Genomic DNA, 19,750 nt, shown 5'->3' with positions numbered 1-19,750 from the left:
TTCTGGAGTTGATTATGCGTCTTTATTGAGACGGTTCAGCTCTTTTTGTTCTTCGGCGCTTAACGGGGCGACTTTGATATCCGGCTGTTTTTGTAACCGCAGGAAGTATACAGCAAGTCCACCACCAATCATCAGCATAATGATTGGGGAAATCCACAGAACAAGATTTTTTGGTGAAAAGCGTGGCCGCAGCAGAACAAACTCACCGTATCGGTCCACAACATAGTCCGTTACCTCTTCATTGCTGTCCCCGGCGGCGACCCGCTCGCGCACAAGGATGCGCAAATCTTTTGCCAGCATGGCGTCAGACTCGTCGATTGACTGGTTCTTGCAGACGACACAGCGCAAGCCCTTTGAGATTTCCCGCGCACGCTCTTCCAAGGCGGGGTCCTCAAGCACTTCATCCGGGTCAATCGCGAGCGCAGGACTGAGCCAGAAGGCCCCCAGCAAGATGATAAGAAGAAACCGCTTCATCCCTCTGCCTTCATTCTGCAGGCACAGCAACAGGTGATGTGTTCCCCTGCGGCGCCGTTGATTTTGCCTGTTTCGGCTTTGGTGCACCAACGCGATAGCGACGATCAGTCAACGAAACAATACCGCCAAACGCCATCAGCACAGAGCCGCCCCAGAGATACATCACAAGCGGATGATAATAGGCGCGCACGATACGTGCCTCGTTATTTTCGCCGCGAGGCTCCCCGATGGCCACATATATATCAGATGACCAGCGCGGCAGAATGGCAGCTTCGACTGTCTGCTGCTGAGCAACAGGATACCAGCGGCGCTCCGGCTGGACCATGCTGATGACTGTCCCATCCTTGATGAGGCTGAATGTCGCCATTTCAGTTTCGTAGTTGGCGATATTCAGGATCTCGATGCGCTCCATTCTGAGCTGGTAATCGGCCACATCAATGACGTCGCCCGGCTTCATGATGGTCTGTTCTTCTGTAACCCACAGAGAAGTTCCAACCATGCCGATTATACAGACGCCGACACCAAAATGGGCCAGTGAGCCGCCCCAGAAAGCGCGCGGAAAGCCCGCAGCACGATTGAGGCTGGTCTTGACCGGTGTCTGGAACAGCTTCATGCGCAGCGCGACATCCGTCAGTGTACTCAGCATGATCCAGAAACCAATCAGACAGCCAACGATGGCCAGAATGTTGGTGAACCCGGACAGGTAAAAGGCGGTGAGTGTGAATATGACCGTCAGGCCCCCAGCCCATTTGAGACGGCCTGAAACGGTTTTCATGTCTCCCCTCTTCCAGGGCAGCAGAATGCCGAAAGCCATAACCGCCGCGAGAAGCATCATCAGCGGAATAGTCAGGATGTTGTAATATGGCGGGCCAACAGTGATCCGCTCACCAGTCATCAATTCGGCAATAGTCGGCCAGAAGGTGCCAATGAGCACGATGAACAGAATGACGGAAAGCAACAGATTGTTCAGTATAAGGGCTGACTCACGACTGACCGTCTGAAAAGTCCCGCCCGCTTTCATGGCGTGTCCCTTCAGGGCGTATAGAACAAACGCCCCGCCTGTGAGGAGAATACAAATTCCCAACAGCAGAACGCCCCGGTCCGGGTCATTGGCGAATGAGTGCACACTTGTCAGAACGCCTGAGCGCACCACGAATGTGCCAAGCAATGACGTCGAGAACGCGGTAATGGCCATCAAAATGGTCCAGAGCTTCAGCGTGTTGCGCTTCTCGACCACAATAGCGCTGTGGAGCAGTGCTGTGCCGGCAAGCCAGGGCATGAGAGAAGCGTTTTCAACCGGATCCCAGAACCAGTAGCCGCCCCAGCCGAGTTCATAATAGGCCCACCATGATCCCATGGCGATGCCAAGGGTGAGACTTGACCATGCGAGTAAGGTCCACGGGCGAACCCAGCGGGCCCATGCAGGGTCCACGCGACCTTCAAGAAGGGCTGCCACACTGAAAGAAAACGCGACGGACATGCCCACATAACCCAGATACAAAAATGGTGGGTGAAAAGCGAGACCAGGGTCCTGCAATAGCGGATTCAGGTCTGTCCCATTGACCGGCACAGGGTCCATCCGGAGAAAGGGGTTGGATGTGAACAGGGAAAAAGCCAGAAAACAAGCACCGATCAGGGCCTGAACACCAAGGACGCGCGCCTGCAGGGAGGGTGGCAGATTACCGCCAAAGAGACCAACCAGGGCACCCAGAAAAGACAGCATCAATATCCAGAGAACCATCGAGCCTTCATGGTTTCCCCAGACACCGGCGATCTTGTAGATCATCGGCTTTTCCGAGTGGCTGTTCTGATAGACATTCTCGACGCTGAAGTCCGAAGTTACATAGGCATGCATAAGAGCCAGAAACGCGACCAGCACCAGAATGAACTGCGCCATGCTCGCGTTTTTGGCAAACGCCATACCCTTGTTATCGCCAATATGGGCGGCCCGAAGGGGGATGATTGTCTGACCGATTGCCACAATGAGGGCAAGCACCAGCGCATAGTGACCAATCTCAGTTATCATAATCTCAATTATCTAGCTGGCTGCGGCACCCAGTCAATCTGTATGAAGCCTGACCGGGTGAATACTATCAATCCTGCATAACATCCATTGTGTCAGCCGCAACAACAACACTTTGTGGCAGGCTGTCATCGGCTGAGGCGACGGCATCTTCGCGTCGTGGCCACAAGGAAGCGTGGCGTGACCGCGAGGAGTTGTGTGGTGTCATGAATGGCTGATGGGTATCATCATGATATTCATGGCACATCAGGCAACTGGACGGGATGAAGTTCACCGTCGTCTCGCCGCGGTGACAGTCGAGACAGTTATCAATGCCGGGTAGCAGCACATCCGTTGCACTGTCTGATGTCTCAGCCTCGTGGCAGTCGAGGCAGTTCATGAAGTCGTGGCTTTCGTGGTGGAAAGTCGTTTTCGTCATGAATTGCTCTTCGACGGATACGTGTGAAATATCATATTTCAACGGATCACCATCTTCCGGCTCAACAACAACGTGGCAGTCATAACAGGCACCGCCTTCGTTGAAGATTTCTGCAACGCGCTGTTTCGCACGGTCACTTGCAAAGACAAGAGAGTCGACAAGCCTGTTATCTTCCCGCAACTGCGCAACATCGCCAGGGCGGCGGCGCGTGGACCCACCTGTGTTTGCTTCATCAAAGAGGCGTGCAGCAGAGGAGTTGTAGAAATCCTGCATACTGGCGATCACATCCTGCGGCTCGCCATGGCGCAATGTCCGGACATAACCCGTTTCAGGGTCCTGATCGAACGCGAGAGAGTGGCACATGCCACAATTCTCTTCCATGTTTACAGGCAGGAAGAGGGCACCGGCTGCGTTTGTCTGGTGACAGTCCTCGCACCCCAGAACCTCTTCAAATCCCCATTCATCAGCAAGGTCGATTGCCTGTTTGGCAACGGCCCCGCCTGCCTCGAGGTGAATATCATGGGGGAATTTCAGACCGGAATATGACTTCGGATTGTCGTCAAGACTGATCCGCGCGGTCACCGGATTATCAAAATGAGGCTCCGTGATCACTGTGGGTCGGAAATTTGGATGGTCAACATCAAAGTGACTGACGTTGATCAGCTCTGTGCTGGCTAGCCTGGTGTCCATCTCGGCATGGCAATCATTACATGTATTTTCAGAAGTGAGGATGATCCCCTCACGCCCGTTATGCTCCATGTGACACGAACCACAGGCCATCTCGTTCTTGCCGGTGGCCTGTGCCACGGTGCGGAGGATTTCCTCACCGGCAGACAAAGGCGGCTTGGAGGCCCAGAGATCATCCTGCTCGGCGTGGTTTCTGATACCATCATGACAGCCGGATGACAGGCAGGTCACATCCTGTACGGATTCAAAGGCATTAAGGTGACACGCATTACAGTTATCAGCCAGACTGGTATGTGCCAGTGACATTGGCCCGGAAAGCCAGAGCTGATCTACACGTGTGCCGATCAATTCCTGGTCTGCCCGAATCTCAATCGGGTTAGAGACATCAGCCTTACGGTCGCTATAGAAATAATAAAGCGGCGCTACGACGGCCACAAACAGGGTCACCAATGCCCAGAACCAGGCATGGGAGCGTTTGCCAATGACAGCTTTCTTGAGGCTGAAGATCTTCTCTTCATCCTCTGGCTGAAGCATCTGGCTTTTTTCTTCTGTCCGCTCGGTCGCGACAATGATCGCATCATTGCCGTCTTCCTTGTAAATTTTGATCTGGTAAGGACCAATCTTGATGGTGGTTTCATCCTTTGAGGGGAAGACGAACCTGGTCCCGAATTTACCTTTTGCCTTGATCGGCCTGTCGCTGGTGGCCTGTACGCGAATGCTGGTCCCGGCAGCTTCAATCGTCGCGTGATTGAGACTGACTGTCAGGTCCGGCAGGTATATGTCGCATTCTGTCGCCCTGCCGACCGTCAACTCTGTTTTGTTGACAGGTTGATCACGAACCACTTCCTGACCATTGGGACGACGTCGAATTTTTCTGATGATAAAAGTCATGACCGCCCTACCAGTAGAAGAATACGCTAAGAATATGAGCTGTCAGTGCAGCCAGGAGAAATATTGTCGCAGGCACGTGAATATAGAGCCACAATTCGAGCAATGACTTGTACCGGATGTGTCGCCGCACACGGTTCAGCATCACAGACTTTCTGTCGAGAATGCTGATGGCAGAGCTCAGGTCTTCACCATACTGATCAACCATTGTCCCGCCGGAGCCGTCTGCGGCATCACGCAGCCTTGCCAGCGCCCGTGCTGTCGCACATTTATTGACTCGCCCGGATAAGCGGGTGAACAGACCACCAGTAATTTTGGTGTCATTGATGGCACTCTGAACGTCAGAAACATATTGTGCAGAAAGTGGTCGGGCCGCATCTTCAAGCTGATCATCCAGAGAATTCAAAAGCTGGATCATTTCCGCCTGCGTGGTCTCAGCCCTGTTTTCACTCATGGCACGCGGGATATTGGCATAGAAATAGATGCCGAACGCGCCGGAGATAATCACCAGCATCATCAATGCATAGGCTAGTGTGTGGATATTCCAGCCAAACTGAAAGCCGGTATGCAAGGTTGCAATAACGGTCAGGGAAAGGCCGAGATATACGTGGGCGGATGTCCAGCCTTTCAGACTCCACTTGCCGGCCGTAATCGCGCGCTTGCGCACACCGAGCATGGTCAACCAGACAATCAGCAGCGCACCGATCGTACCCATAGTGTAGCCGTACCATGTCCCACCATTATGGCGCGGTGTCGGATCAATCAGGAAATAGGCCACAACTGCAATCAGGCAGATGAACAGCGCCCATTTAAGATACATGAAGTTCTGGTGCCGCAGGAAACTCTCATGCTGGGCATCATCACGATGAGAGCGCTTGTTCCCGTTTTTCTGAGCCATTTCAGATTACCCCTTGCGCTGCGCGACGTTGAGATATTGCTCCGGTGAAACCCGGATCGCAGCACCCGTCGGACAGGCCCTGACGCAGGCAGGACCGCCTTTGATCCCTTTGCACATGTCACATTTCACCGCGACCTTCATGCCTGTTTTCTCTTCTTCTGAAGAAACCTTGTTGACCCATGCCTTGCTGGGCTGCCCCGGTCCTGGCCCTGCCCCGAACAGGAGCCACTGTAACAGCCCCGGCTTTTTGGGTGGCACACGCTCCATCTGGATAACGCCGTAAGGACAGTTACGCTGACAGTTGCCGCACCCGATGCAGGTTTCGTTGATGAAGACCTCCCCATCTGGCGCACGACGAATGGCATCTGGCGGGCAATCCCCCATACAATGCGGATGCTCGCAGTGGCGACAGGATGTTGGCACGTGAATGTTGGCGTAGGTCTTGCCAGCTTCCCTGTCGAGGCGCGAAATACCCTGATGGGTTTCGGCGCAGGCAACCTCGCAGTTGTCACAGCCGACACACAGGCTCTCATCAATCAGCAAGGCGTCTGTCGCCTCCCCGAGGCCTTCTTCAAGGAGGAAGTTGGCGACTGAGGAATACATATCCACAACAGAACCAAAACCGCTCTTTTGTGATTCGATGAATGAGTTAACTTCACGCCGCGCTGCGATCGTTTCCTCGATCCGCTTGCGGATCATCGGACGCTCTTCCATCATGGCGCTGAAAATATCGCCCTGCAATTTGATGATTTCAGATTTGATCGTTGTGCGAACCGTCGCTGTGCGCTTGCCTTCTTCAAACAAAGCCATCTCACCGATAAGCGCGCCAGCAGCCACGTAGGAGATGAAGATCTCCTTGCCGCCAATATTTTTCTCAACAATCACACTGCCCGAGCGGATGATGAAGACGTCTGTACTGACCTCACCTTCCTGGATAATGGTTTCGCCGGACTTCAATTCCAGCATCTCGGACGTTTCTTTCAGGCGATCGACCCATTCCGGGGAGATGTCGTTGCCGAAAATCTGTTTGATCTGACGCTCTGTCGCGATTTCATCCACAGCACGTTTCACCGAAGGGATTGTCGCAATCAGTTTTTTAGCGGCGCGCGCCGGCATTTCCACAAGAATTGACGGGGCATCTGACCGGATGGTCGCGCCACGACGACGACCGGAAATCAGGCCGATTTCGCCAAATATTTCCCCGTCCCCCAGCGGCACCACAATACTCGGGTCGTTGGGATTGATCTCTACATTGACGGTACCGCCGACAACGGCAAACAGGGAGTCACCCAGTTCATTCCGCTTGAAGACTACTTCACCCTTCTTTTTGTAGTGCATGGTGGATTCAAGCATGAATTCACGCAGCTGAAGGATGGAAACATCGCGGAAAATATCGACTTTGTTACGGAGGATTTCCAGCCATTCGGATACTTCGTAGCCGCCGGGCAGGTCCTTGAATATATCGCGCAGGATTGGTTCATCAGCAGGTTTCAGGTCAGTGTTGCCATTGACAAATTCGACAACGTCATAGCCCTGGTTCGCGCAGTGCTTGATCAACGGATAACCGGCCAGCGCCCCAACAACAAAAATGCCGGGTGTGCTTGATTCAAACACTTCCGAGAGGACCGGCAGCGCATCCCGGTCAGGGCCGGTAAATTCAATCCCGATATCTTCAACAAAGCGACGTGGCGGGGCACTGCCGAGACGGGCAATCACGCGGTCTACAGGCAATTCTGCCTGCCCATCAGGTGTCTCGACGGTCATCACGCCGGGCTCCAGCTTGAGCGGCGTCGTGCCTATCAGGAAGTCCAGCTTGCCTTGCGCCTTGGCGTCTTCAAGCAGCGATACATTGGCCGGCTTAGATCGCGGGAAACCGTTGCTCCTTTGCAGCAGGACAACATTATTTCCCTGACCGGCATCTTCAGACAGGCCCAGCGCGTTCTCGATACCGGCATCACCACCACCGACAATGATGATGTTTTCGTCAAAATATTCTTTCGGGTCATCAAGCTGGTACTGCACAAATGGCAGGTCGCCACCGGGGCATCTCAACTTGTTCGGGTTACCCTGGGTGCCAATCGCGAGCACAACATGCTCCGCCATGATTGTATCACCTGCTGCAGTTTCAATTTTGAAATTGCCGCGCTCACCCGTGATCTTGTTGACATCCGCATTATACTGAACATTGGTCTGATGAAATTCAGATTCACTGTCCCATGTGCCAAGGATTTCCTCTCTTTTACCAGCCTGAAAGGATATATCCGAACGCAGAACAAGTACTTCCGGCGTCGCCATGACGTACTTGCCTTTTTGATACTTATATATGGTATCGGAAAGGTGGTCGGTTTTCTCAAGCAGCACATGAGAAATGCCAAGCTTCGCAGCATGGACAGCAGCACTCAGGCCGGCTGGACCAGAGCCAACGATTGCAATCTTGTAGAGTTGCCCCACTCGATGTCTCCCCTTAGTTCGAAAACACTATAGCTAAAAGAAATCCGGTTTGAAATAGCTTCGCCACGAAAACTTTGAGATATTATCACTCAAAACGTGAAATGCGGTGTTAACAAACCCCCAACTCTGGGATATGTTAGCAAGAGGTTCGAAGGGGGGCTCTGCATGAAACTGCGCATTATTATGTTGGGTTTCCTTGCTGTCATGCTTGGCGGCGAGGCAATCGCACAGGAAACCAAGACACCGCTTGTGGATGGCCTTGTCCATGAAGGTGTTTTCTCATGTAGTGGCTCTACCTGCCACAGCCGCCCCTCCCCCACCGGAACGACCGTCAGACAGGACGAATTCGTAATCTGGCAGGACCAATCAAGCATTACAGGGGCTCATTCTCGCGCCTACAAGGTATTGCTGAGTGACAAATCCCGTGTGATTGCCCGCAATCTGGGCATTGGGCCTGCGCACAAAGCAGAGGAATGTCTTGCCTGCCACGCTGATTTTGTCCCGGAAGACCAGCGCGGGGAGCGCTTTGATATTACCGAAGGCGTCGGCTGTGAGGCCTGTCACGGCGGCGCAGAAAACTGGCTGACCAGTCACTATGCGGCCGGACGTACTCACGCACAGAACATTGCTGATGGTCTGTATCCAACCGAAGACCCGGCGGCACGCGCTGAACTTTGCCTCGGCTGTCACCTGGGCTCGGACAAACCTAACCAGTTCATCACACACCGCATCATGGGGGCTGGACACCCGCGGATTTCATTTGAGCTTGATCTGTTTACCAGCCTGCAAGAGCACCATGATGAAGATGATGACTACAAAGAACGGAAAGATTACTCGAATGGCGCAAAAATCTGGGCCGTTGGTCAGGCTATCGCGCTGCAGAACCAGCTGGAACTGTTTGCCAATCCAAAGCTGGGCCGGAACGGTGCTTTCCCAGAACTGATCTTCTTCGATTGCCATGCCTGTCACGTTACTTTTTCCAATGAGCCTGATTATCGGCCCACATGGCGACCAAACCCGAATCGCCAGCTGGGGCCAGGTGTTCCAGTGTTCAATGACGCCAATATGATCATGCTGCGGGCCGCTGTGAAAGTCGTCGCGCCGGAGATGGACCGGGAACTGCGCCAGGCCGGTGTCCGTTTCCACAAAACTGTCTCTGAAACCGGTGGTAACTACGCTGCTGCGACACAGAACCTGTCTGCGATTGCCGGCAAACTGTCTGCAACCATGGCTGAAGCAGAGTTTGGTCGGGGCGAAATGCTTGAGATCATGGACAATATTGTCAATGACAGCCTTTCCTCCACCTATACCGAATACGCCGCTGCCGAACAGGCTGTAATCGCGATTGGCACGTTCCTTGATGCTTTGGAAACCGAGAGTATGCTCGGGGCCGAAACCGTCGATGAAATCATGCCTGCGCTGGATGACGCCTATGCTGCAGTGGATGATCCGAACCGATATGATTTTGCTCGGATGCGCAATGCTATCCGGCGCGTGCAAAGCCAGTTACGGCAGCTTTGATTGCCAGAAGTCGTTATTTTTCGCAGCCTGTGTCCGAGGCTGTCTGATGTGAACTGAATTTGGAGATCCTGAGCCGATGGCGTTGGGGGAGGTATATTTGAGATGACAGTAAGGTCGAGCCTGAAATCCTTACTTTTGGGATCAGCAGCATTGCTGGTTGTTTCGTGTAGTGGCGGCGGCGGCAGCGATCCTGCGCCGGCCCCGAATGAAGGAACGCCCCCAAGCCCGAAGGCGACGTTTGATATTCCTGCTCAGGAAAACCTTACCGTCGCGGACGTTGAAACCGTTCTGGCACAGGCCGTGGCAGAAGCCTCTGCCCGCAACATTCCGGCCTCAATCGCTGTTGTCGACCGCGTTGGCAACGTGCTGGCCGTTTTTTCCATGAACGGGACTATCGACAGTGACCCGAGTGACGACACTGTTACAGACCTCAGCACTTTTGAAAACTCAGTCGAACCACTCCGCTCCGGTCCCAATGTGGATTTCGCTGTTAATCCTGAAGATAATCGCGGTGTACAGGGCATTACCATTGTGCCGCGCCCTGTCACAGCCATCGCAAAAGCAGTCACAGGAGCCTACCTTTCCTCCCAGGGCAATGCCTTTACAACCCGCACAGCGAGCCAGATTGTGCAGGAACACTTCCCCCCTGCTCCAACGACCATCGGGCTTGAAAGCGGCCCTCTTTTTGGGGTGCAGTTCAGTCAGCTGCCCTGCTCTGACCTGAACACACGGCGGCTCGATACACAGTCGCAGTTTGGCGCAACCGGCTTTGGCGGCGCCCTGATCGGCCCCAAGCGCTCTCCACTCGGGCTGGCGGCTGACCCAGGCGGCATCCCTCTTTACAAGAACGGTGTTGTCGTGGGCGCTATCGGCGTTTCTGCCGACAATGATTACGGCTTCGATACCAACACACTCGACCTGGACACAGATATTGAAGAGCTGATCGCGATAGCTGGCGCTGTCGGCTTCGCAGCGCCGACCAATATCCGCGCCGGGCGCATTTCCGTTGACGGAACATTCCTGCGCTTTTCGGACGCAACCGAAAATGATCTGATGACTGATGCTTCTACGGTACCGTCATTTGCCAGCATCAATGGGGTTGAGGGGCAACTCACACCCGTTAAGAGCTATTATGAGAATGCAGGGGGCGTAACCGTACGCGCAGGCACGGCTTATGGCTCCGAAGAATCCGGTTTCCGGGCTGTTACCCCTGCCGAATTCTCCAATCCGGACGCCTATGTGCTCAGTGACGGTTTCGGCAACAATCGCTATCCGCCGATAGCCGGGACAGACGCCGGCACTGTTTCCGCCCCACTGACGGCAAATGAGGTCAGTGTCCTGCTGGAAGAATCTTTCGGTATCATGGCTCAGGCCCGGGGACAGATCCGCCAGCCTCTCAATAGCCTGGCGCAGGTCACCATCTCCATCGTTGACACCAATGGCGAAATTCTCGGCGTCATTCGCGGGCCGGATGCGCCGATTTTCGGCACCGACGTTTCCTTGCAAAAGGCACGCACAGCCGCTTTCTTTTCTGGTCCCAATGCAGCTGATGACTTGCAGAATACAGGCACCAGTCCTGTCGGCGATTTTGCGCGGGCCAACCCTGATGCCGTATCAGGGCAGTTCATTCCGGACCCTCTGGAGCGTGACTACACTCAGATTGTACGTGATTTCCTGAATGACCAGACGGCTTTGACAGGTACGGTTGCTTTTGCTGACCGCTCTGGCGGGAACCTCTCACGGCCCTATTTTCCGGATGGGGAAGTCAATACCGTTAACGGGCCGCTCTCTCTGCCAATCGATACTTGGAGCCCGTTTGCAACCGGTCTGCAGATTGATCTGGTACTGGACAATGTGATCGAACATGCCGCCTTCCTGCGTGATATCACACCTACTGACACAGCCCCGGTCTGCACTTTCCTGCCGGAAGCAGACAATCCGTCTGCTGTAGGAGAAAACCGGCTGCAGAATGGCATCCAGATTTTCCCGGGTAGTGTGCCAATCTATCGTGATGGCGAGCTCGTCGGCGGCATTGGCGTGTCCGGTGACGGGATTGACCAGGACGACATGATTTCATTCCTCGGCCTGCACAATGCGGGCTTGCGTCTGGGCACCATCAACAACGCACCGCCGGAGATTCGTGCCGACAATATTGTCGTGCCGGTTAACGGAGAAGAAATTCGTCTGCGCTATATCAACTGTCCGTTTACCCCGTTTGTTGATTCTGACGCTCAAAATGTTTGCCAAGGGAAGTGAGGGCCACATGCTGCGCGATAAAATGAATTCCCCTCGCCTGCTTCTTTCCACCAGTCTTGCAGCACTGGTTTGCGGCTGCAGCTATATACCCGGCAGTGAAGCAAGTCTGCAGAATGATATTGCTGGCACCGCAACTGACCTCAGTGCGGACTCCATTCTGGCGGATATCAACTATACACTCGCCGATGAGTCCTTCCAGATGGACCTGACACCGGTTGCGACATACGCGTCGGTGGAATTCGACATACAGGACACCTGGGCGGCAAGACAGTCACACGGCACGGCTACACAAGCCTCAAGCGATGAACCGGATGAAGCAATCATCGCTCTGGCCCTGATGCAGCCACCCCGGCGCCAGAACCAGTCGCAGAGCACAGATGCTCAACCTGATGACGGACTGTTATCTGATCTCGAAGCAGCGCTTGAAGGAAGCGTCGAGGACGGAACGGCCCTCTATGTCGAAACCGAAGACTGGAGCGCAGACAGCATCGTTGCGGACATCAATCGCTCTCTGGCCAGTTCGCCGTTGCAGCTTAATCTGGCAACGCAGGTCTATTATGATCCAGATGAATATGATCCTGCGACACGCGACACCATCAATGGTGGCATTCGCCGTCGCCCTGGTCGTCCTGCCCGTATCGGTGAGCAAAACCGGGTCGCTCCCCCAAATCTTGACGGTATCCAGCCGCCGACAGCATACGATCTTGTCGGTGATCCTGTTCCGATACCGGATCGCTGGCGACTTGCGTCCAATCTTGGCCTGGTAAATCACAACCTGCTCAACCCGTATGGGCAAAACACCCTCAAAGGCGACCGGCCCATCAAGGGTACAGATGACTGGTTCATTGCTCTCAGCGGTATCTCTGACACGATTATTGAACCTCGGACATTCCCTGTGCCAGTCGGTGTGCAGACCACCGAATTACCGGGCCGCCTTGACGTGTTTGGCGATGCCTACAGCTTTGTGGCGGCGCAGACCTTTATTGCCCAGGCAGCCCTCATCAAAGGTTCGACTGCTTTCAAGCCGCAGGATTACGAATACCGGATCACGGCTGCCTTCAACTACAATTATGTGGATATCAACGAAAAGCGTGTCCTGTTTGTGGAGCCCAGCAAGGGTTCAACACGCCGCGACGGCTGGATTGGTATTCAGGAAGCTTTTGTGGACTATCACATCCGCAACGTCTCGGACCGGTATGACTTTGATTCCCTGCGATTCGGCATTCAGCCTTTCAACACGGATTTCCGTGGCTTTCTGTTTCAGGACAACCAGTTCGGCATCCGTTTCTTTGGCAACCGGGACAACAACCGCTGGCAATACAATCTTGCAGCATTCGCCCGGCTTGAGAAAGACACCAACTCCGGTCTCAATGACATAACATCTGCGCTGCGTGATGATTACGTCTTCGCCGCCAATGCCTTTCGTCAGGACTTCCCGTTCCCTGGCATGACGAGCCAGGGCACCATTGTCTACAATATGAACCGGGAAAAAGACGATGTGCAGATTGATGACAACGGCTTCCCGGTCCGCCCTGCCCTGCTCGGCAGCATTCGCGGGCGAGATTATGACGCTGTGTATCTTGGCTATAACATGGATGGTCGCTGGAAACGGATGAACTGGACTTCATCAGTGTATTACGCACTGGGAGAGAACCGGAACAGCATCTTTACGGACCAGCCAGCGGACATTAATGCCTATTTCGTCGCCGTTGAGCCTTCCGTTGATTACAACTGGATCCGCCTCAGATTGTCAGGCATGTATGCAAGTGGCGATGATGATCCGTATGATGATGAAGAAAAGGGCTTTGATGCCATTTTCGAAAACCCCCAGTTTGCAGGTGCCGATACCAGCTACTGGATACGCCAGACCATACCGTTTGCCGGTGGTGGCCGCGTTATCAGCGTCAACGGGCGCAATGGTGTCCTGAATTCGCTGCGCTCATCCAAGGAACAGGGCCAGTCTAATTTCACCAATCCGGGTACAATCCTGCTTGGGGCTGGCGCAGACTTCGACGTGACACCGCCATTGCGCATTTCGCTCAACGCGAACCACTTATGGTTTGAAGATACAAGCTCCCTCGAAGCCTTGCGCATACAGGGGAACATTGCCGAGGATATTGGCTGGGATGTTTCTGTCTCAACCATCTATCGGCCGAGATTTATTCAGAATTTTGTTTTCCGCCTTTCTGGCGCAGCGCTTGTGCCCGGAGATGGATTTGATGATTTGTTCGAGAACAAGGAACGGGATGATTATTATTATTCCATCCTGTTCAACGGCACTGTGACTTATTAGGGGGCTTGTCCGTATGCTTACTGGAAGCACGATCAATTTAACCAGACTGCTTGTGCTGGCAGCAGGTGTGATAAGCCTTGTTGGCTTGTCGCCCGCATATGCAGCTGGCGACAAGGAAAAGCCGCAAAAAGTGACATATGTCACGGCGCCCAACGCCCCCAAATCTCAAACACTTGAGATGGTGCGCGCCAAGAGTGATGGCTGCATGAGCTGTCACCTTGAAACAGACGAACCCTCCATGCACGCAACACCCGGTATCAACCTTGGGTGTACGGACTGTCACGGCGGCGATGCAACCGTGTTCCTACCGGAAGATGTGGAATGGCCTGCACATCTGACAAAAGCCAATATCAGCCATGGTGGTGAGCACGCAGGCGGCCATGACAAGGATGAGTATGGCGATGGTGCCGGACATCATGATGATGGCCATGCCGGGTCAGGCCATGACGGTAAAGAGCATGGCGGCAGCAAAAAAGACGGTGACTATTTTGCCCCCAAAAACGATTTCGAGAAATACCGCAATGCGGCGCATGTTCTGCCCACATATCCTGAAAGCTGGCACTGGCCCTCTGCCGCTAATCCCGAACGCTCCTACACACTCCTTAACAAGGAAGCGCCAGAATATATCCGCTTCGTTAATCCATCTGATTACAGGGTAGCCCGCGAAGCTTGCGGTGCTTGCCATATCGAAATCATTCAGGCAGCTGAACGTTCTCTGATGGCCACGGGTGCCATGCTCTGGGGCGGTGCGGCGTATAATAACGGCATCCTGCCATTCAAGAATTACGTGATTGGTGAAGCCTATACGCGGGATGGAACCGCTGCCGGCCTGTGCTCTCCGGGCGTAGAACGCACAGAACCCAATGCCATTCTCGACCTGATGGGCTGTGACAAGATACCGCCCGAGAACGCGCTGGCGCGCGGGGCGCTGCCTGCTCTTGGCACGTTGCCGACATGGCAGGTTGTACCACCCGCCGATGTTTTCCGCGTCTTTGAACGTGGCGGCCGGAATGTCATCACACAGTTTGCCGAAGTTGGTCTGCCGAACTCCCTTGGCCTTATTCAGCGCCTTGAGGAGCCAGGTCGGCCTGATTTGCGGCAGTCAAACCGTGGTCCCGGCACCGGTTTGCGTGTGGCGATTCCTGTCCTCAACATCCACAAGACACGTCTGAATGATCCCTTCACATGGTTCTTTGGGACAAATGAACAGCAGGGTGACTATCGCAGTTCCGGTTGTGCATCCTGTCACGTAGTCTACGCCAACGATCGTGAAATCCGTCACTCCATGGTCTACGCGCAATATGGCCGAGACGGGACATCCGTAACCAAGGACCCGACAATTCCGCATGATGTCAGCGGCCATCCGCTGCGCCACGAATTTACACGGGCAATCCCGACATCATTGTGCATGAACTGCCACATGCACCAGCCCAACATGTTCCTGAATACATATTACGGCTACACAATGTGGGATTACGAATCCGATGCCCCATTCATGTGGCCGGAAGAACAACGCTACCCAACCATCGCCGAACAACGCGAGATTCTGGATCGTAACCCGGAAGGTGCCGCTGTCCGGGGCAAATGGTCTGACCCGGAATTCCTGCGCAATGTGTATGACCTGAATCCGCAGCTTAAAGACACACAGTTCGCTGACTATCACGGGCATGGCTGGAATTTCCGCGCCATCTTCAAGCGTGACCGGTATGGCAATCTCCTCGATGCCGAAGGCAATATCGTTGAGAATGACGATCCTGAAAAATGGCGCAAAGGCGATGAGCCAAAATTTGTGCCGCCTGGTACCAATCCGGGCAAGGCCGTTCACATGATGTCCATTCACGCTGAAGTCGGTATGCAATGCGCAGACTGCCACTTTGCACAGGACAGTCATGGCAATGGCTATATTCACGGTGAAGTCGCCAATGCGGTCGAAATACGCTGCCGTGACTGTCACGGCACAGCAGATGCCTACCCTACCTTGCGCACATCCAACGTTGCAGCGCGTCCGGGCGGCACAGACCTTTCTGCCTTGCGTAACCCTGATGGCCGCCGCCGGTTTGAATGGGTGACACGCGATGGCCAACGTGCCTTGATCCAGCGCTCGATTATTGATCCTTCTGTTGAATGGGAAATGTCCCTGGTCAAGGATTCTGTGAACAGAGACCACCCTGATTTCAATGACAAATCTGCGCGCGCCAAGCTCGTAACCGATACGCGAAACGCTAATGGCGATTTCCTCTGGGGCCCAGGGGCCACAAAAGCAGAGCGGGCACATGATGATGACGATATGGCCTGTTATACATGTCACCTCTCCTGGACGACTTCCTGCGGGGGCTGTCATTTGCCGATTGAGGCCAACTGGAAGGTTGAAGAAAACAAGTTCGAGGGGACTACCACGCGAAACTATGCGACCTATAACCCTCAGGTTGCCCGTGATCAGATGTTCCAGTTGGGTAAGCACCAAACAACAAAAGACAACATCGTCGCCCCTGTCCGATCTACATCAGCACTTGTTCTGTCTTCCACAAACGTAAACCGTGAACGGATTTATGTGCAGCAACCACCTATTGCAGCCTCAGGATATTCCTCACAGGCCTTTGCACCACACTTCCCGCACACGGTCCGTCTGACAGAAACAAAGACCTGTACGGATTGTCACGTCTCTGAAGAGAATGACAATAACGCGATTATGGCGCAGCTCCTGTTGCTTGGTACAAACTTCGTGAATTTTGTCGGCCTGCATACCTGGGTTGGTACTGCGGACGCCTATGAAGCCATCCGGGTGACTGAATGGGATGAGCCACAGGCTGTGTTCGGCTCCTACCTTCATCGTTATGCCTATCCGGATTATTTCGAGAAGCATGTCGAGCAGAATGATCGGGAACTCGTAAACTGGATCCGTGGCCGGATTTTCGATCTGGACAACAAGGGGTCTGGCGAAACCGGTGCCCTGGAAGAGATCGCCAATGTCCGGCAGGATACTCAAGGTGCCGTCAACTGCCTGCAGCATCGTGGTGAATACCTGTTTGTTGCTGAAGGCAAAGGAGGCTTCCGTGTCTATGACATTGCCAGCATCGGCAACAAAGGCTTCTCGGAACGCTCCATCACCGCGCCATTCTCTCCACTTGGTCACGACACACATGTGAAGACCAATAATGCAACCTGCATGGCCCTGCCGACCACCCAGCCGATTGCGCCAGAGCGCAATGTTGGTGACCTGATGCGCGTCGATAATCAGGAGCAACCGTTCCACCCTATCTACAACTACGCTGTGGTCGTGGACTCGGAAGAAGGCCTGATCCTGGTTGATGTAAATACAATGGCTGATGGTGATCCACTGAACAACTTCCTTGAACGTCAACTGACCTGGAATGAAGGGGCAATTCTCAGCGGTGCACGTCACATCACTCTTGCTGGCTATATTGCCTACATCACAACAGATGCAGGCCTCGCCATCATTGATCTTGATGATCCGCTTCAGCCTGTTCACAAGGGCACCATTCCGCTGGATGATGCCCGCGCAACCGCTGTCCAATTCCGCTATCTGTGGGTGACGACGGCAAATGGCCTGGAGTTGATGGATATCACGACACTTGATGCGCCTGTGCACATCCCGTCTGCAACTGTTCCGTTTGCGGATGCGCATAAGGTCTATCTTGCCAGAACATATGCCTATGTTGCCGCAGGCAGCGAAGGCCTGGTCATTGTCGATATTGAAAAGGCGGAGGAGCCTGAAATCTTCCAGCAGGTTACGCTGGACGGAAAGCTTTCTGATGCCAGAGACGTGATGGTGGCCACCACCAATGCTTCCCTGTTTGCCTATGTTGCGGACGGTGTGAACGGCTTCAAACTGCTGCAGCTGACAAGCCCGACATTGCAGCCAAATTTCTATGGCTTCTCCCCCGCACCCAACCCGGAACTGATTGCCTGGAAGCGCACCAAATCAGCCGCGCTTGCGCTTTCCAAGGGGCTGGATCGTGACCGTGCTGTGGATGAAACAGGTCATCAGATGGCTGTCTTTGGGCGACTGGGATCAAGACCTTTCACCCGGACAGAGATGGAAGACCTGTTCCTTGATGATGATGGCGAAATCTTCACCGTAAACGACACACCAGACATGGGCAGTTACCTGCCCGAGTGATCTGATAGATCATGTCACCAAAATGAAAAGCTGCGCTCCTGGAAAGCGCAGCTCCTTTTGTCACTGTTCAGAGCTGAAGAGCGCATGAAAGTCGTCTTGCTTAAATCAAGTATCCCACAACCAGCGGGCCAGAGTCTTGGAAATTAATTCTGCCCGCCCGCATATGCGACAAGGGCAGCGATCCGCTTCTCGATTTTGGGGTGCGTCAGAAAAACACCTGCAAAGGGCTGATCATTATCAATACACATCTGCTGCACATCATTGGGAACTTCCAGCGCTGAGCGACCGCTGATCTTCTTCAGGGCCGAGATCATGGCATCCGGATCACGGGTCAAATCGACCGCCCCGGCATCGGCCAAATATTCCCGTCGCCGGGAAATTGCGAAGCGGATCACCAGAGCCAAAAGGTAGGAAACGGCTATAATGGCGATGGCAATAAGAATGACAGCGCCGCCTCCCCGGCTGTCACCATTGCGCCCTCGTGAATAGCCGCCGGCATGACGCCCGACACGGAAGAAGCCACGAAAAATCAGCTCGCCGATAAAAGAAAATATACCGACAAATATGACTGAGATAATCAGCAACCGGACATCTCTATTGCGAATATGGGTCAGCTCATGGGCAATAACAGCCCGCAACTCTGCCTGATCCAGTGTCTTGATGAGACCACTTGTCAGCGTGACGGTATAATTACTGTCATCAATGCCACTGGCATAGGCATTCAGGGCAGCAGAATTGATGATACACAAGCGCGGCATCGTCATGCCACGCTCAATACACAGATTTTCAAGCATGTTGTAGAGATCAGGTGCCTCTTTGCGACTGACAGGCTTGGCCCCGGTTGCTGCGTTAATCATCTTCTGGTGGAACATCCATGCGATCAAAAACCAGACTGCCGCCCCAATGAGCGCCAATGGCCAGTTTTGCAAGAACATGCCCCAAGAGGCCAACATGGCCTCTGGCAGATTGACAAACCTGCCAGAAACGCCGGCGGTCATCAGGATAAATCCATATAGCAGCACACAGAGCAAAAACGGAAAACCTGCCATCAGTAAAATGGACTTCAGGTTGTTATTCCAAATATGGCTTTGCAGGCCGTATGCGCCCATGGGACTTCAGCCTTAAAACTTGACTTCCGGTGCCTGCTCAACAGCCGCACGACTTGCTTCGGGAATTTCGAAAAACTCTCGTGTTTCAAAATTACCCATTGGAGCAATGAAGTTGCCCGGTATTTGCTGGATCTGTGTATTATATTCCTGAACGGAATTATTGAAGAAACGACGCGCAGCGGCGATCTTGTTCTCAATATCGGCAAGTTCACGCTGTAATTCCAGGAAGTTCGTGTTGGCCTTCAAATCGGGATATGCCTCGGCCAGCGCAAAAAGCTTCCCGAGGGCAGCGCCGAGCATACCTTCCGCCGCGCCTTGTGCCGTAGGCCCATTCGCAGAAACAGCTGAATTTCGGGCAGATATGACGGCCTCAAGGGTGTCTTTTTCATGCGCTGCGTATCCCTTGACCGTCTCGACAAGGTTAGGCACCAAATCGTGCCGCTGCTTAAGCTGCACATCAACATCTGCAAAAGACTGATCGCAACGCTGATTGAGCATCACAATCCGGTTGTAAATACCGATGAAAATGAAGGCAAGAACGGCGAGAACGCCGAGAAAAATCAGTGCTGTACCCATGACGGCCCTCTTGTG

General features: G+C 53.8%; 11 protein-coding genes. 4 read left to right on the top strand and 7 right to left on the bottom strand.

All coding sequences use genetic code 11. The features are described from left to right. Window positions 1-12 precede the first annotated feature (12 nt). The 5 genes from RAL90_RS05005 to RAL90_RS04985 all read right to left on the bottom strand — a co-directional run bounded on the left by RAL90_RS05005 (window position 13) and on the right by RAL90_RS04985 (window position 7,839). A complete protein-coding gene (locus tag RAL90_RS05005) occupies window positions 13-474 on the bottom strand; it encodes a cytochrome c-type biogenesis protein (RefSeq protein ID WP_306253424.1) in 462 nt (153 codons plus the stop codon). A 10-nt stretch (window positions 475-484) separates the two neighbouring features. Beyond that, window positions 485-2,500 carry a heme lyase CcmF/NrfE family subunit gene (locus RAL90_RS05000; RefSeq protein ID WP_306253423.1) on the bottom strand — a complete coding sequence of 672 codons (2,016 nt, stop codon included), beginning with the start codon at window positions 2,498-2,500 and terminating at the stop codon, window positions 485-487. Between the two features lie 67 nt (window positions 2,501-2,567). Beyond that, on the bottom strand, window positions 2,568-4,493 hold the full coding sequence (locus RAL90_RS04995) for a cytochrome c3 family protein (protein WP_306253422.1): 1,926 nt from the start codon (window positions 4,491-4,493) through the stop codon (window positions 2,568-2,570). 7 nt (window positions 4,494-4,500) lie between these two features. Then, on the bottom strand, window positions 4,501-5,388 hold the full coding sequence (locus tag RAL90_RS04990) for a hypothetical protein (protein ID WP_306253421.1): 888 nt from the start codon (window positions 5,386-5,388) through the stop codon (window positions 4,501-4,503). 6 nt (window positions 5,389-5,394) lie between these two features. After that, on the bottom strand, window positions 5,395-7,839 hold the full coding sequence (locus RAL90_RS04985) for an NAD(P)-binding domain-containing protein (protein WP_306253420.1): 2,445 nt from the start codon (window positions 7,837-7,839) through the stop codon (window positions 5,395-5,397). 165 nt (window positions 7,840-8,004) lie between these two features. On the opposite strand from RAL90_RS04985, the gene RAL90_RS04980 reads away from it, so the two are divergent. The 4 genes from RAL90_RS04980 (at window position 8,005) to RAL90_RS04965 (ending at window position 18,050) form a co-directional block, all read left to right on the top strand. Then, on the top strand, window positions 8,005-9,360 hold the full coding sequence (locus RAL90_RS04980; protein ID WP_306253419.1) for a multiheme c-type cytochrome: 1,356 nt from the start codon (window positions 8,005-8,007) through the stop codon (window positions 9,358-9,360). Window positions 9,361-9,462: 102 nt separating this feature from the next. Beyond that, entirely contained in the window at window positions 9,463-11,616 is a 2,154-nt protein-coding gene (locus RAL90_RS04975) for a heme-binding protein (RefSeq protein ID WP_306253418.1), read from the top strand. Between the two features lie 7 nt (window positions 11,617-11,623). Further along, window positions 11,624-13,909, top strand: a complete 2,286-nt coding sequence (locus tag RAL90_RS04970; protein ID WP_306253417.1) for a hypothetical protein — start codon at window positions 11,624-11,626, stop codon at window positions 13,907-13,909. 13 nt (window positions 13,910-13,922) lie between these two features. Continuing rightward, on the top strand, window positions 13,923-18,050 hold the full coding sequence (locus tag RAL90_RS04965; RefSeq protein WP_306253416.1) for a hypothetical protein: 4,128 nt from the start codon (window positions 13,923-13,925) through the stop codon (window positions 18,048-18,050). 143 nt (window positions 18,051-18,193) lie between these two features. Here RAL90_RS04965 and RAL90_RS04960 read toward each other — a convergent pair whose 3' ends face one another. Together RAL90_RS04960 and RAL90_RS04955 are read right to left on the bottom strand one after the other, a co-directional pair. Beyond that, the gene (locus RAL90_RS04960; protein ID WP_306253415.1) at window positions 18,194-19,159 is read right to left on the bottom strand and encodes a M48 family metallopeptidase; all 966 of its coding nucleotides are present in this window, start codon (window positions 19,157-19,159) and stop codon (window positions 18,194-18,196) included. Between the two features lie 12 nt (window positions 19,160-19,171). Next, window positions 19,172-19,735, bottom strand: a complete 564-nt coding sequence (locus RAL90_RS04955; protein WP_306253414.1) for a LemA family protein — start codon at window positions 19,733-19,735, stop codon at window positions 19,172-19,174. Between the last annotated feature and the right edge of the window lie 15 nt (window positions 19,736-19,750).

The organism is Parvularcula sp. IMCC14364 (assembly GCF_030758415.1).
GTDB lineage: Bacteria > Pseudomonadota > Alphaproteobacteria > Caulobacterales > Parvularculaceae > Aquisalinus.
This window is presented reverse-complemented; position numbering and strand designations above follow the sequence as displayed.